The organism is Nocardia sp. CA-107356, from assembly GCF_050946365.1.
Lineage (GTDB): Bacteria > Actinomycetota > Actinomycetes > Mycobacteriales > Mycobacteriaceae > Nocardia.
On the sequence record NZ_CP191992.1, the window covers coordinates 9,729,908 to 9,741,806 of the forward strand.

General features: G+C 65.1%; 14 protein-coding genes and 1 tRNA gene. 7 read left to right on the forward strand and 8 right to left on the reverse strand.

The genetic code is table 11. The annotated features are described in order from the left end of the window. Positions 1-18: 18 nt before the first annotated feature. A complete protein-coding gene (locus ACQP1G_RS43690) occupies positions 19-1,080 on the reverse strand; it encodes an alpha/beta fold hydrolase (RefSeq protein ID WP_433196237.1) in 1,062 nt (353 codons plus the stop codon). Positions 1,081-1,187: 107 nt separating this feature from the next. Here ACQP1G_RS43690 and ACQP1G_RS43695 point away from each other — a divergent pair, with 107 nt between their 5' ends. Next, positions 1,188-1,613: an HIT family protein gene (locus tag ACQP1G_RS43695; protein ID WP_433196239.1), complete on the forward strand. Its 426-nt coding sequence runs from the start codon at positions 1,188-1,190 to the stop codon at positions 1,611-1,613. 136 nt (positions 1,614-1,749) lie between these two features. On the opposite strand, the gene ACQP1G_RS43700 is transcribed toward ACQP1G_RS43695, so the two are convergent. From ACQP1G_RS43700 to ACQP1G_RS43710, 3 genes are all read right to left on the reverse strand, one after another. Further along, positions 1,750-1,821 (reverse strand) — tRNA-Thr (locus ACQP1G_RS43700). 128 nt (positions 1,822-1,949) lie between these two features. After that, positions 1,950-2,192 carry an MbtH family protein gene (locus ACQP1G_RS43705; RefSeq protein WP_011207082.1) on the reverse strand — a complete coding sequence of 81 codons (243 nt, stop codon included), beginning with the start codon at positions 2,190-2,192 and terminating at the stop codon, positions 1,950-1,952. A gap of 129 nt (positions 2,193-2,321) precedes the next feature. Beyond that, the gene (locus ACQP1G_RS43710; protein WP_433209353.1) at positions 2,322-3,155 is read right to left on the reverse strand and encodes an alpha/beta fold hydrolase; all 834 of its coding nucleotides are present in this window, start codon (positions 3,153-3,155) and stop codon (positions 2,322-2,324) included. Positions 3,156-3,342: 187 nt separating this feature from the next. On the opposite strand from ACQP1G_RS43710, the gene ACQP1G_RS43715 reads away from it, so the two are divergent. Next, positions 3,343-3,513, forward strand: coding sequence for a hypothetical protein (locus ACQP1G_RS43715; RefSeq protein WP_169338030.1), 171 nt, complete (start codon positions 3,343-3,345; stop codon positions 3,511-3,513). A gap of 87 nt (positions 3,514-3,600) precedes the next feature. After that, positions 3,601-5,160 carry an alpha,alpha-trehalose-phosphate synthase (UDP-forming) gene (locus ACQP1G_RS43720; RefSeq protein ID WP_433209356.1) on the forward strand — a complete coding sequence of 520 codons (1,560 nt, stop codon included), beginning with the start codon at positions 3,601-3,603 and terminating at the stop codon, positions 5,158-5,160. 141 nt (positions 5,161-5,301) lie between these two features. Here ACQP1G_RS43720 and ACQP1G_RS43725 read toward each other — a convergent pair whose 3' ends face one another. Beyond that, positions 5,302-5,748, reverse strand: coding sequence for a winged helix-turn-helix transcriptional regulator (locus ACQP1G_RS43725; protein ID WP_433196241.1), 447 nt, complete (start codon positions 5,746-5,748; stop codon positions 5,302-5,304). Between the two features lie 91 nt (positions 5,749-5,839). Here ACQP1G_RS43725 and ACQP1G_RS43730 point away from each other — a divergent pair, with 91 nt between their 5' ends. Then, positions 5,840-6,223, forward strand: a complete 384-nt coding sequence (locus ACQP1G_RS43730) for a TIGR03618 family F420-dependent PPOX class oxidoreductase (RefSeq protein ID WP_433196243.1) — start codon at positions 5,840-5,842, stop codon at positions 6,221-6,223. Positions 6,224-6,234: 11 nt separating this feature from the next. Next, positions 6,235-6,693, forward strand: a complete 459-nt coding sequence (locus ACQP1G_RS43735; RefSeq protein ID WP_433196245.1) for a VOC family protein — start codon at positions 6,235-6,237, stop codon at positions 6,691-6,693. Between the two features lie 115 nt (positions 6,694-6,808). Here ACQP1G_RS43735 and ACQP1G_RS43740 read toward each other — a convergent pair whose 3' ends face one another. Beyond that, entirely contained in the window at positions 6,809-7,777 is a 969-nt protein-coding gene (locus ACQP1G_RS43740) for a LysR family transcriptional regulator (protein ID WP_433196247.1), read from the reverse strand. A gap of 599 nt (positions 7,778-8,376) precedes the next feature. Here ACQP1G_RS43740 and ACQP1G_RS43745 point away from each other — a divergent pair. Further along, positions 8,377-9,099 (forward strand): response regulator transcription factor, encoded by a 723-nt coding sequence (locus tag ACQP1G_RS43745; protein WP_433196249.1) that lies wholly within the window; start codon positions 8,377-8,379, stop codon positions 9,097-9,099. A gap of 8 nt (positions 9,100-9,107) precedes the next feature. Then, positions 9,108-10,595 (forward strand): sensor histidine kinase, encoded by a 1,488-nt coding sequence (locus ACQP1G_RS43750; RefSeq protein ID WP_433196251.1) that lies wholly within the window; start codon positions 9,108-9,110, stop codon positions 10,593-10,595. A gap of 21 nt (positions 10,596-10,616) precedes the next feature. On the opposite strand, the gene ACQP1G_RS43755 is transcribed toward ACQP1G_RS43750, so the two are convergent. Then, on the reverse strand, positions 10,617-11,102 hold the full coding sequence (locus tag ACQP1G_RS43755) for a h domain protein (RefSeq protein ID WP_433196253.1): 486 nt from the start codon (positions 11,100-11,102) through the stop codon (positions 10,617-10,619). Beyond that, the gene (locus ACQP1G_RS43760; RefSeq protein WP_433196255.1) at positions 11,099-11,863 is read right to left on the reverse strand and encodes a hypothetical protein; all 765 of its coding nucleotides are present in this window, start codon (positions 11,861-11,863) and stop codon (positions 11,099-11,101) included. Before ACQP1G_RS43760 ends, ACQP1G_RS43755 begins: the two co-directional genes overlap by 4 nt. Positions 11,864-11,899: the final 36 nt, after the last annotated feature.

Here is an 11,899-nt window from a genome sequence, read left to right on the forward strand (position 1 = left end):
CACTGAGCCGCGGAAGTCCTACGCCGACATCGCTGTTCGGGTCACCATCGGACGCACGCGGGTCAGCAGCAGCTCTAGGAATTGCTCCGGCTGCCAGCAGGCCGCGAAGTGGTTGGCGTCGCGGATCAGCGCGAACTCCTTGTGCGGGGCCTGAATATCGTCGAAGTACCGGCGTGCCCTGGCCGCGGGCATCAGGCTGTCGTGTTCGCCCTGAAAGATGAAGAACGGCAACTCGAATCGCGTGCCGTCACGCCAGGCGTCGAAGTCCACGGTTTCGACGCCGATCCGCTCGGAGGACTTCATACCGTCCGCGCCCGCCTTCAGATCACGCAACCGATGCTGCGGTGAGAACCACATCGACGGCATGATCAGCTTCTTCAGGACCTGGGTGAGCATGGGATCCGAGCTGGTCGCCAGTTTCGCGTGCAGGCCCCACTGCTCGGCGGTCCACCGGGTGGCATCCGGTCCCATATCCTCCAGTTTCGCTGCAGCAGAATGCTTTCCGTCGTCCCGCAAACGCCGCACGACGGCGCAGAAGGCGTTGTCGTCACGTTCGCCGCCGGTAATGTTCTGGTCGGCGCCCACGTAGGCCGAGTACAGCTCGGGATGATTGCGCGCCAGGCGAAGTCCGAGCACCGACCCGAACGAATTCGCCAATAGCACTACCTTGTCCTGGCGCAGGCGCTCGCGCGCATACCGGGTGACCTCGAGTGCGTCGGCGACGAGCTGATCGAAGCTCATCTCACCCTGCGCACCGCGCCCGAAAGTCTTTCCCGCGCCGCGCATATCCCAGCGCACGATCGTGAAATGCCGCTCCCAGGGCCGCGTTCGGTTGGCGAAGTAGGTATTCGACGCGCCGGGACCACCGTGCAGTTCCAATAGCACCGGGTTGGCCAGGTCCTCGCCGCGGATTTCGATCCACTGCTCGATGCCCCCGATGGTGACGAAGCCCGCCTCCGAGATGCCGTTCGGGGTATCGATCCGCAGCGCTCGTGCATTGGCGCGCCGACGCAGCTGACGGTGGGCGAGCAGACCCGCGGGGGCGGCGGAGATCGCGGCGGCGAGGGCGATGGTGATCATGTCGTTCCTAAACTGTGTCCATCGGAAACTTATATGTGTACTATAGACACAGTTTTGAGACGGCGTCAACCCCGCTACGCCGACGGCCGCGGCGTAGCCTGCGGTGCATGGCTTCTGTTTTCAGCGCGATCATCGAAGGCCAGCTACCGGGCCGATTCGTCTGGGAGGACGACGAATTCGTCGCCTTCCTCACCATTGCCCCGGTGACGCAAGGGCATACCTTGGTGGTCCCCCGCAAGGAGATCGACCAGTGGCAGGACATCGACGCCGACACCTTCGCGCGGCTCAACACGGTCGCCCAGAAGATCGGTCAAGCGGTCCGCCAGGCCTGGGACGCACCGCGCGCCGGCCTACTCATCGCCGGTCTGGAAGTCCCCCACCTGCACGTCCATGTCTTCCCGGCCTTCGCCATGGGCAACTTCGACATTTCCGGCGCGAACCCGAACCCCACCCCCGAATCCCTCGACGAAGCCCAATCCAAGATCAAGGCCACCCTCCGCGACCTCGGCTACGGAGCCAACGTCCCCGACTGAGCCTGTCGGAACAGCCTCATCCGCGCCGACAAGGGCCGGGTTTGTGATGGAGGGTGACGGGTGGCGAGCCACGATGGGGCGAGCGCCGAGCCGTACAACGTGAACGGGCGCGCCGTAACCGGCGCGCCCGTATCGGAGCCCCCTGTCAGGATTGAACTGACGACCTTTCGCTTACAAGGCGAGTGCTCTACCACTGAGCTAAGGAGGCGGACGGTATCCAACTCAACAAAACCGTGCCAATCATAACCGGGCACGCCAACTGCGTGACACCGGCTTTACGGTGCCACGCAGTGACGGTTCAGCAGGGAGCCCCGGCGCAGTATCGGATACCGCGGGTCAGGACTGGGCGCCCTGCCGGGCCGCGTCATCGGCGGCCATCGCGTCACGCAGGCTCTTCGGACGCATGTCGGTCCAGTTCTTCTCGACGTACTCGACGCACGCGGCGCGGCTGTCCTCACCGAAAACGACTCGCCATCCGGCCGGGACCTCCGCAAAGGCGGGCCACAGCGAATGCTGTTCCTCGTCGTTGACCAGAACGAAGAAGCGGCCGTCTTCGTCGTCGAAGGGATTGGTGCTCAATTTCACCTCACTGGATACTGGCGCATGTACGGGATCGCTCTTGGCTCATCCAGCGCTGTTCGAGCGCCGGAAGCTCCCCGAGCGTTGTGTCGACCCTAGCAAGGCAGACGTTACGCCTAAGCGGTTACCTCAGGCCGCAAAAAAATCGAGCAGTATCTTGTTCACGGCTTCTGGACGCTCGAGATAGCCATAGTGCCCCGCATCAGGAACTTCCAGGTAGCGCGCCCCGGGAATGGCCTCGGCAACCTCCCTGGACAGATACGGCGGAATCATCCGATCATCAGCGAATCCGATGGCAAGGCACGGCACCTTGATGCCGCGGTAGGCCTGCACCCGGTCGAAATCGTGGTCCATCCGGCGCTGGGCGCGGATACCCGGAGTCACCGGACCGCCGGTGAATTCGAACAGGTCGAGCCAGTCACGGGCAGCATTCGGGTCGGCCATGGTCGCGGGCGACATATTCATCACCGCGGTCATCGCGGCCTCGTACTTCGCGGGCAATTGGACCCCGCTGGCATCGAGTTCGTGCTCGCCGAGCGAGAGCGTCTTCTGGAATTGGTCGAGACGGCCGTGCGCGGCCATGAATACGGCCTTGCGCACCAACTCCGGACGCGCCAGCGCGAGTTCCTGGGCCACCCGTGCGCCCATCGAGGTGCCGACCACCAGCGCGGGGCCCTCGTCGAGCAGTTCGATGAGTCCGGCGGTATCGCCGACCAGCTGATCGAGGGTCATACCCGTGGCCGCCTCGAAGGACGGCTTGATACCGCGATTGTCGAAGGTGCAGACCCGATATCCGGCATCGACCAGCGCCGGTACCTGATGCAACTCCCAGACCCGGCCCGGACTCCCGGTACCCATGATCATGACGACGAGCGGGCCGGCGCCCCGCACATCCGTGCCTCTGGCCCGGTCGCCCTTGACTTGGTAGTTGAGCGAAATTCCGTTCACCGTGGCCAGCGGCATATCGACCCTTTCGTGGAGTTGGTACTGCGTTTCCAAAGTAGTAGGGCCCGGCTCCCACCGCGCAAGCGACGGGTGTGACCGCGCACGTGTCCTAGGTCACCGCTATCCGGGTGCGGCATACTCGCACCGCATCCGGATACCATTGACTATTCGCACGTACGAGCGTACTTAGCCGGGAGGACAAGAGATGGCCGCGAAGAGCAGCGCGAACGACATCGCGGACGACGATCTGGAACCACTCGCCGACGAGACCGCCCGTCAGGCGCAGCGCGTTGTCGCGGCCTACGCGGAGGATGCCGACGAATGCCGGATGCTGCTGTCGATGCTCGGCATCGGGCCCAATTCACGGGGCGAGTAGCCACCGACACGACGTCAATGGAGCCGTCGAGTATCCGATAACTTCAAGCGGGAACAGCGACGCGCAAAGGATGCGTGAGTGGACCAGATGACCGATCAGCCGTCCGACGAATCCGAACACGCCATTCCATCCGAACCCGACACCACGGTAGTCCCCTCCGAAGAGAGCGGCGCGGGCTCCGGCTTCGTCGTCGTCGCCAACCGGCTCCCGGTCGACCTCGAGAAACTGCCCGACGGCTCCACCCGGTGGAAGCGCTCTCCGGGCGGTTTGGTCACCGCGCTGGAGCCGGTGCTCCGCAATAACAAGGGGTCCTGGATCGGCTGGGCCGGTGTGCCGGATGTCGATATCGACCCGATCATCGAGGACGGCCTGGAACTGCATCCGGTACCGCTGTCCGCGTCGGAGGTCACCGACTACTACGAGGGCTTCTCCAACGGCACGCTGTGGCCGCTCTACCACGATGTGATCGTGCGCCCGGTCTACGACCGCGCCTGGTGGGCCGCCTACGTCACGGTGAACCGGCGCTTCGCCGAGGCCACCGCGAAGGTCGCCGCCGAGGGCGCCACCGTCTGGGTGCAGGACTATCAGCTGCAGTTGGTGCCGAAGATGCTTCGGATGCTGCGGCCGGATCTCACCATCGGGTTCTTCCTGCACATTCCGTTCCCGCCGGTCGAGTTGTTCATGCAGATGCCGTGGCGAACCGAGATCATCGAGGGGCTGCTCGGCGCCGACCTGATCGGCTTCCATCTGCCCGGCGGCGCGCAGAACTTTCTCTATCTGGCTCGCAGGCTGGCCGGACAGCCCACCTCGCGCGGAACCGTCGGCGTGCGTTCCAAACTCGGCGTCGTGCAGGTCGGCTTCCGCACGGTCCGGGTCGGCGCATTCCCGATTTCCATCGCCTCGGCCGAACTCGACGAGCATTCGCGCCGCCGCTCGGTCCGCGAGCGGGCCGCGAAAATCCGTGCGGAACTGGGCAATCCGAAGAACATCCTGCTCGGGGTCGACCGTCTGGACTACACCAAGGGCATCGATATCCGCCTCGCCGCGCTCGAGGAACTGCTGCTGGACGGCAGACTGGATCCGGCCGAGACCGTCATGGTGCAGTTGGCCACCCCGAGCCGCGAACGGGTGGACAGCTATATCCAGATGCGCGGCGATATCGAGCGTCAGGTCGGCCGGATCAATGGCGAATTCGCCAGGGTCGGCTACCCGGTCGTGCACTATCTGCACCGCCCGATCCCCCGCGACGAACTCGTCGCCTTCTTCGTGGCCGCCGACGTGATGCTGGTGACCCCGCTGCGCGACGGTATGAATCTGGTCGCCAAGGAGTACGTGGCCTGTCACAGCGGCCTCAACGGCGCCCTGGTGCTGAGCGAATTCACCGGCGCCGCAGCCGAATTGCGCCAGGCCTACCTGTGCAACCCGCACGATCTCAACAGCGTCGAGGACGCCGTGATCTCCGCGCTGGAGGACGACCGCGACACCCGCCGCCGCAGGATGCGCTCCCTGCGTCGCCAGGTACTGGCCCACGATGTGGACCGCTGGGCGCGGGCATTCCTGGAAGCACTCGCCCAAGACCAGGTCGCGGGCAGCGCACTGCTCACCGACGACGACGTGTACCCGGAAGCTCGATCACCACACAGGTGAACACCCCAACAGTTCGATCCGATCGAGAGGGTGGTCAGCGCTCATAGTGCGCGCTGACCACCCTCTCGCATAAGTCAACCGACTCGGCTCCACCTTCGACCCCTGCGGCGAACGGTCATAGCGACGTGATCGCGGCCTACCTCAGGCGCCCGGGCCCGGTATCAAATCGACGTCCCCGGCGTGCATCGGCTGGCCGCAATCTGCGCATCGCAGGTCGACGCTGCTGATCCGACCGCAGGCGTGATGGCGGTAGAGGACCGGCGGGCCGGCCGGACCGGCGAGCCATTTATCGCCCCAGCGGACCATCACCATCAGCACATCGACGAGTTCGGTTCCCTTGTCGGTGAGGATGTACTCGTACCGCGGTCGCCGGTCGTAGGGGCGGCGGTCGAGGATTCCGCGGTCGAGGAGATGGTTCAGCCGCTCCGTCAACACCTTGCGCGATATGCCGAGGTCGGCCTGGATCTGCTCGAACCGAGAAATGCCGACCCAGATATCGCGCAGGATCAAGGGCGACCACGGCTCCCCGATCACGTCGAGTGTGCGCGCGATCGAGCAGGCCATCTCACTGAAATCCGTGCGCTGCATGACACCACTCTAGCAATTGGGGTTCCCTTAAGAAACCTCGAACGCTATGGTGTTGGAGTCTCTCGAAGAAACTCCAGAAGGAGAACATCCGATGCTCGACCCCGCCGTACGTCGCGCTCTCGACGGCACCTCGCTGGCACACCTGGCGACCGTCCTGCCCGACGGATCACCCCACACCGTTCCGCTCTGGATCGGCACCCACGACGATCGAATCGTCTTCCTCACCGGCCCGCACTCGCGCAAAGCGCACAACCTCCGCCGCGACCCCCGGCTGGCACTGTCCTTGACGTCGGCGGAAAACCCCTTCGAACCGGTCATCGTGCGCGGCCGCGTGATCGAGTGGCTCGAAGGCGATGCGGCCTGGACGATCATCGACCAGCTGGCCGCCAAGTACATCGGTCAGCCGTACTCGCGAGACAAAGAGCGCATCGTTGCGGTCATCGAACCCGAGCGGCAGACGGTAGGCGTGGCATGAGCGGCCTCGGCATGGGGGGTGTGCGATTCGATCATGTCGGCGTCGTCGTCGACGATCTCGAGCTCGTGACGGCGTTCTTCGTCGACCTCGGCTTCGAACGGAGCAATCCGATGCGGATCGAGGGCGAATGGGTGGACCGGGTCATCGGGCTCGATGGCGTACAGCTGGATATGGTCAGCGTGAACGCGCCGGACGGCAGCGGCCGGCTCGAGCTGACGAAATTCCACCGGCCGACCGATCCGGCCGCCACACAAGGTCCGTTGGCGAACCGACTGGGGTTCCGGCACATTGCCTACGTCGTCGACGATCTCGACGGCGTTGTCGAGCGACTGCGGGGCAAGGGCCTGGACACCGTCGGCGACATCGTCGACTACGAAGACATCTACCGCCTCTGCTACATCGGTGGACCCGAAGGCCTCATCGTGGAGCTTGCCGAGCAGATCGGGGGCGGCAGTGATCAAGCACCCTGACCACATGCGATGAGGGGTTCGGTGTTGCTGGCCATGACGTTGTCGGCAGCGTCCGGTCGAGTCGATTCGGCTACGGGTGCGAGTTATGGCGGCAGCGTGCTGCTGGAAGCGACCGTTAGCGTCGGGTGTGTTCGATATCGCCGTCGCCGCGGCGCGGTGTCGTTGCCCAGGATGGGAGCCAGACTGTTTCAGGGAGCGGTGTCAGGCTTGCGAAGTGGTTGATGATTGCCCGCAGTCCCGGGTGTGGATTCGCTCTGGGGAAGATGAGCGAAAGCGGGTACGCGAGCGTCGGATTCACGATCGGGATGCGGCGTAGGTCGTAGTTCGTCGGCCAGATGTACCGGTCGCGCGCGCCTACGAGGGTGGCCACGTCCGCGGAGTCCGCAAGGATGTCGAGGAGTACCTCGTTGCCGAAGTTCGGGCCCGCGGCGTCGATGCGCAGGTCGAAGTCGGTGGCGAGCTGATCGTAGAACTCTGCCCATTCGCTCAGCGGTGCGATACCCGGCACCCAGATCCGATACTTGCGCAGCTGGGGTGGTGTCAGTGTCCGTGCGGAGGCCAGCGGATGTCTCGGACCGACGATGAGTTCCAGCGGGGAGTCGAACGCGTGGATCATCTTCAGGTCGCGCGGCAGCGTGGCCGGGTCGGTGACCGTGCGGAACGAGGCGTCGATATCACCTGCTCGGACGGCGGCGACCACCACGCGCGGGTCGTTGACCTTGAGGGTCACCACGTCGAGGTCGGTTTCGGGATGCGACCGCCAATAGTCGTGCAGGATGACGGCCTGCGCGGATCGCAGGCCGAGAACGTCGATTCGAAGGGCCCGCGAGCCCGGCCTGATCGCGGTGATGGCGCGATCGACACCCGTGATGATGTTCCGGGCGTGCGGGAGGAACGCTTGGCCGTCGAGTGTCAGCTCGACGCCTCGGGCGGTACGGGTGAACAACCGGACGTCGAGTGCGCGCTCGAGGGTTGCGATCCGCTTCGACACGGCCTGTTGCGTCACGCCGAGTTCGTCGGCCGCGTGTTGCAGCTGTCCGAGCTCGGCCGCGCGGACGAACGATCGCACCGCCTCGGTATCCATTGATCCAGCTTACGTGCGCCCAACTGATCGTTGTGGCTCGCCGGGAGTCGGTTGTTGACCCCCTCGATAGTGCGGCTGTAGTGATTCAGAGACCCAAACATCGGTTGTCGCAAGTGAGTCGCATACGCGTTCAGTTGGGGCGCAGTTTCGGTTGGCTGTGATCGGCCTACGCCGTCAGTACATACGGCATGTGGATTGCCTTCGGAGCATTCCCGCTGATCGCGGTTCAAGTGCTGCATTCGCCGTTTCGCTTCTGGAAGCGGCCGGGCTTGCCGTCGCGGCGATTGTCGCGTTCGCGCTCGGGCCGTCGGTCGAGCACCGGACCAAGCGTCCGGTGGGCTGGCTGACTCACCGCACTGCCCCGCTCACCCCGGAAGGGCGCCGCAGGCTCCTCGAGCGCTGTCGCGCCCGCCAGGTCGCGCATGGTGCCGCGGAGATGGGATATCGCAACGTCCCTACGATAAGGCGCTGTAGTAGACGTCGATCTCGGGCAATTGGCGAAGACGGACCGGCGACCCGCTCGCTGCGCTACCCCCACTCACAGGAATCACCCAGCAAAGGTCCAGACAGTTCCCAGTCGATTGCCGGACTATGAAGCAATGAGTGGTGCGGCTGCGGAGAACACGCCCGAGGCTCGGGTGCTGGTGGTCGACGACGAACCGATGATCGTGGAACTCCTGTCGGTGAGTCTGCGCTATCAGGGGTTCGCGGTGGATACGGCCATCGACGGCGCGCAGGCATTGGACAAGGCGCGCAGTTTCCGACCGCAGGCGTTGATCGTCGATGTGATGATGCCGGGGATGGACGGCTTCGGGCTGCTGCGCCGACTGCGCGCCGACGGCATCGACGCACCGGTGCTCTTCCTCACCGCCCGCGATGACGTACAGGACAAGGTCGCCGGTCTCACCCTCGGCGCCGACGACTACATCACCAAACCGTTCAGCCTCGAGGAAGTGGTGGCCCGACTGCGGGTTGTGTTGCGCCGCTTCGGTCATACCGCCCCGCAGCGCGAGAGTTCGCGAATTCGGTTCGAGGACATCGAACTCGACGACGATACCCACGAGGTGTGGAAGGCGGGTGAGCCGGTTGCGCTGTCCCCGACCGAATTCACCCTGCTGCGGTATTTCATGGTCAATGCCGGCACGGTGCTGAGCAAGCCGCGCATCCTGGATCATGTGTGGCGCTACGACTTCGGCGGTGAGGTGGGTGTGGTCGAGACATACGTGTCGTATCTGCGCAAGAAGGTCGATACCGGCGATCAGCGATTGATCCACACCCTGCGTGGCGTGGGCTACGTGATGCGCGCGCCCAATCGCCGCTAGTCCGATACATGACCACGTCCTCGATCAATAGAACCCGTCGCAAACTGTCACGCACATGGTCGGCGATACCACTGCGGGTGGGCCTGGTGCTCGCACTCGTGCTGCTGTCCGCGCTCGGGCTGTTGGCCTCCGGCATGGTGGTCACCTCCGCATTGGAGAACTCGCTACTGCATCGCACCGATCAGCAGCTTCGCGATGCGGTCATGGCCTGGTCGCGACCGCGACCGCCGACCCCGGCGAATCCGTCGCATCCGTCCAGCACCTTCTACGTTCGCATCGAACCGACCCCGGGCGGAAACGGCAGCGTCTACCTCGAGACCAGACCGTTCAATGTGGAAGCCGATCCGGAGCTACCGCGCCTGCCCGATACACGGCCGACCACAGACCCGCCGGGGAGCAAAGTTCTCACCAAACCGATTACCGTCGGCTCCAAGAACGAGGCGGCGGTCAAATGGCGGACCATGACGGCGGTGACATCCGATACCACGACGACGGTCGCGGTGCCGCTGACCGAGAATATCGACACCGTCAATCGATTGATCATGCTGCAGTTGGTCGTCGGCGCCGCGGTACTCGCCGCGCTTGCGGTGCTCGCGTATTTCGTGATCCGCCGCAGCCTGCGTCCGCTGCGCGCGGTCGAGAAGACCGCCGCCGCCATTGCCGCCGGTGATCTGCATCGCCGAGTTCCGGTGCGCGGCACCAATACCGAGGTGGACCGGCTCTCGCAATCACTCAACGGCATGCTGGCACAGATCCAACGGGCCTTTGCCGCGACGGAAGCCTCCGAGGCGGCAGCGCGGCACTCCGAATCGAAGATGCGCCGCTTCGTCGCCGACGCCAGCCACGAACTACGTACTCCGCTCACCACCATCCGCGGCTTCGCCGAACTGTATCGCCAAGGCGCGACCACGGATCCGGCGCTGTTCATGGATCGCATCGAACGCGAGGCCCAGCGCATGGGACTGCTGGTCGAGGATCTGCTGATGCTGGCCCGCCTGGATGCGCAGCGCCCGCTGGAACTGGGTCCGGTCGACCTGCTCGCCGTCACCAGCGATGCCGTGCACAATGCCCGAGCGGTCGCCGCCGCCAATGGCGATGACGGCCCGCGCCGCAGCGTCGAGCTGGAAATCTGTACCGGCACCGGCACATTGGAGATAGTCGGCGATGAGGAGCGACTCAGCCAGGTGCTGACCAATCTGCTCAACAACGCCCTGACCCACACCCCGCCCGGCACCGCCATCAAGGTCCGGCTGACTCCCGCTGACGACGAGGTCCTGCTGGAAGTCGCCGATACCGGCCCCGGCCTACCGCCCGACGAAGCCGAGCGCGTCTTCGAACGCTTCTACCGCACCGACACCTCTCGCGCCCGCGCCAGCGGCGGCACCGGCCTCGGCCTGTCCATCGTGCAAGCGCTCGTCGCCGCGCACGATGGATCGGTGAGCGTGGCGAGCGCCGAAGGCGAAGGCACCACCTTCACCGTCCATCTGCCCCGTTGAAGTCGCCGAGCGCCGATCAGATCAGATAGGCGTGACCGCCGAGACGAGCCAACGCCCGCCGTCCTTGTCCAGGCTCACCTTCACCCGGCTGGTGCTGATATTGGCCTGCGGCGAATCCTTGCCCGTACTCACCTGATTCAGGTAGAGCAGCACCACCGCGCGCGCGGATTCGGCGGAGACGACGCCGCCGGCCTGGGTGGTGGCCTGGACGTTGAGTTCCTTCTCCTTGGCGCCGGGCGCGATGGCTTCCTTGATCAACTTCAGGTAGTCGTCGCGGAAGTTGCCGGTGAGATTGTCCGCCGCCTTGGGCAATTCAGCGTCCACCGTCTTGAAGTTGTAGGTGAACATCGCCTCGACGGTGCGCTGGGCGGCGGGCACGACCTGGGTGCGCGCCTGTTCACTCTTGCGATCGTTCCAGTACTTGTATCCGGTGACCCCGCAGATCGCCGCCAGCGCCACTACGACGAGGGCGACTGCCGAGGCCACCACAACCATCCGCCGATTCATGCGACAAACTCCACTTGTGAGGCGGTGATCCCGTTATCGCCGCGGGTGACGGTGACCCGGAATCGGTAGTACCGCGTCTGCGGATCGGCCATGCCCGCATTGGTCAGGGTCTGTTTGGCGGCGACCAGCACGCGCGCCGAATCCCCGTCCTCGCTCTCGATGGCGGATTCGATGATCTCACCGGTGGCCTTCACCTTGGCCTGCTCGACCACACTCGCGTAGGCGTCCTTGCGCTGGGAGTATTCGGCCTTGAGTTCACCGGAGGCCACCGAGAGGACGCGATCGATATCGGCCTTGGCGGTGTCGTCCTTGATGGTGGTGAGGTTGAGGATCGCCTGCTTGGCGGTTTGCGTATAGTCCGCGCGCCGCGCATCGCGGTCGGCGGTGCTGTGCAGCTGGTAGGTGAAGAATCCGGTGGTCACGACCAGCGCGATCGCCACGAGTGCGGCCGCGGCGGCGCCGGCGATCAGCAACCATCGCGGCGTGCCGGGCTTCGGGTCGGCATCGACGGTATCGACCACGCTGGGTATCTCCAGCGTGTTCACGGGTTCGGAATCCGCGGCCTCGCTCGCGCTGTCGGCGACCGGCTGAGCCTTCGCGGCCTCGACCGTGACATCGACCGCGACCGCCTTGGACAGTTCGACCCGCTCGGTGGAGTCCGCGGCGTCCTCCGCCTCGAGCTCGAGGGTGTCCGGCGGCGGACCCGCCGAACGCACCGCACGTCGCCGGATCCGGCCCTTGACCACACTGGATTCACTCATGGCTCCACCTCGCTCCGCTCGGCTGCGCCATGGCGA

What these genes read in the sequence shown, in the direction of transcription:
- ACQP1G_RS43690 (WP_433196237.1), bottom strand. Translation starts at nt 1,080, where the DNA reads ATGATCACCATCGCCCTCGCCGCCGCGATCTCCGCCGCCCCCGCGGGT.
- ACQP1G_RS43695 (WP_433196239.1), top strand. Translation starts at nt 1,188, where the DNA reads ATGGCTTCTGTTTTCAGCGCGATCATCGAAGGCCAGCTACCGGGCCGA.
- ACQP1G_RS43710 (WP_433209353.1), bottom strand. Translation starts at nt 3,155, where the DNA reads ATGCCGCTGGCCACGGTGAACGGAATTTCGCTCAACTACCAAGTCAAG.
- ACQP1G_RS43715 (WP_169338030.1), top strand. Translation starts at nt 3,343, where the DNA reads ATGGCCGCGAAGAGCAGCGCGAACGACATCGCGGACGACGATCTGGAA.
- ACQP1G_RS43720 (WP_433209356.1), top strand. Translation starts at nt 3,601, where the DNA reads ATGACCGATCAGCCGTCCGACGAATCCGAACACGCCATTCCATCCGAA.
- ACQP1G_RS43725 (WP_433196241.1), bottom strand. Translation starts at nt 5,748, where the DNA reads ATGCAGCGCACGGATTTCAGTGAGATGGCCTGCTCGATCGCGCGCACA.
- ACQP1G_RS43730 (WP_433196243.1), top strand. Translation starts at nt 5,840, where the DNA reads ATGCTCGACCCCGCCGTACGTCGCGCTCTCGACGGCACCTCGCTGGCA.
- ACQP1G_RS43735 (WP_433196245.1), top strand. Translation starts at nt 6,235, where the DNA reads ATGGGGGGTGTGCGATTCGATCATGTCGGCGTCGTCGTCGACGATCTC.
- ACQP1G_RS43740 (WP_433196247.1), bottom strand. Translation starts at nt 7,777, where the DNA reads ATGGATACCGAGGCGGTGCGATCGTTCGTCCGCGCGGCCGAGCTCGGA.
- ACQP1G_RS43745 (WP_433196249.1), top strand. Translation starts at nt 8,377, where the DNA reads ATGAGTGGTGCGGCTGCGGAGAACACGCCCGAGGCTCGGGTGCTGGTG.
- ACQP1G_RS43750 (WP_433196251.1), top strand. Translation starts at nt 9,108, where the DNA reads ATGACCACGTCCTCGATCAATAGAACCCGTCGCAAACTGTCACGCACA.
- ACQP1G_RS43755 (WP_433196253.1), bottom strand. Translation starts at nt 11,102, where the DNA reads ATGAATCGGCGGATGGTTGTGGTGGCCTCGGCAGTCGCCCTCGTCGTA.
- ACQP1G_RS43760 (WP_433196255.1), bottom strand. Translation starts at nt 11,863, where the DNA reads ATGAGTGAATCCAGTGTGGTCAAGGGCCGGATCCGGCGACGTGCGGTG.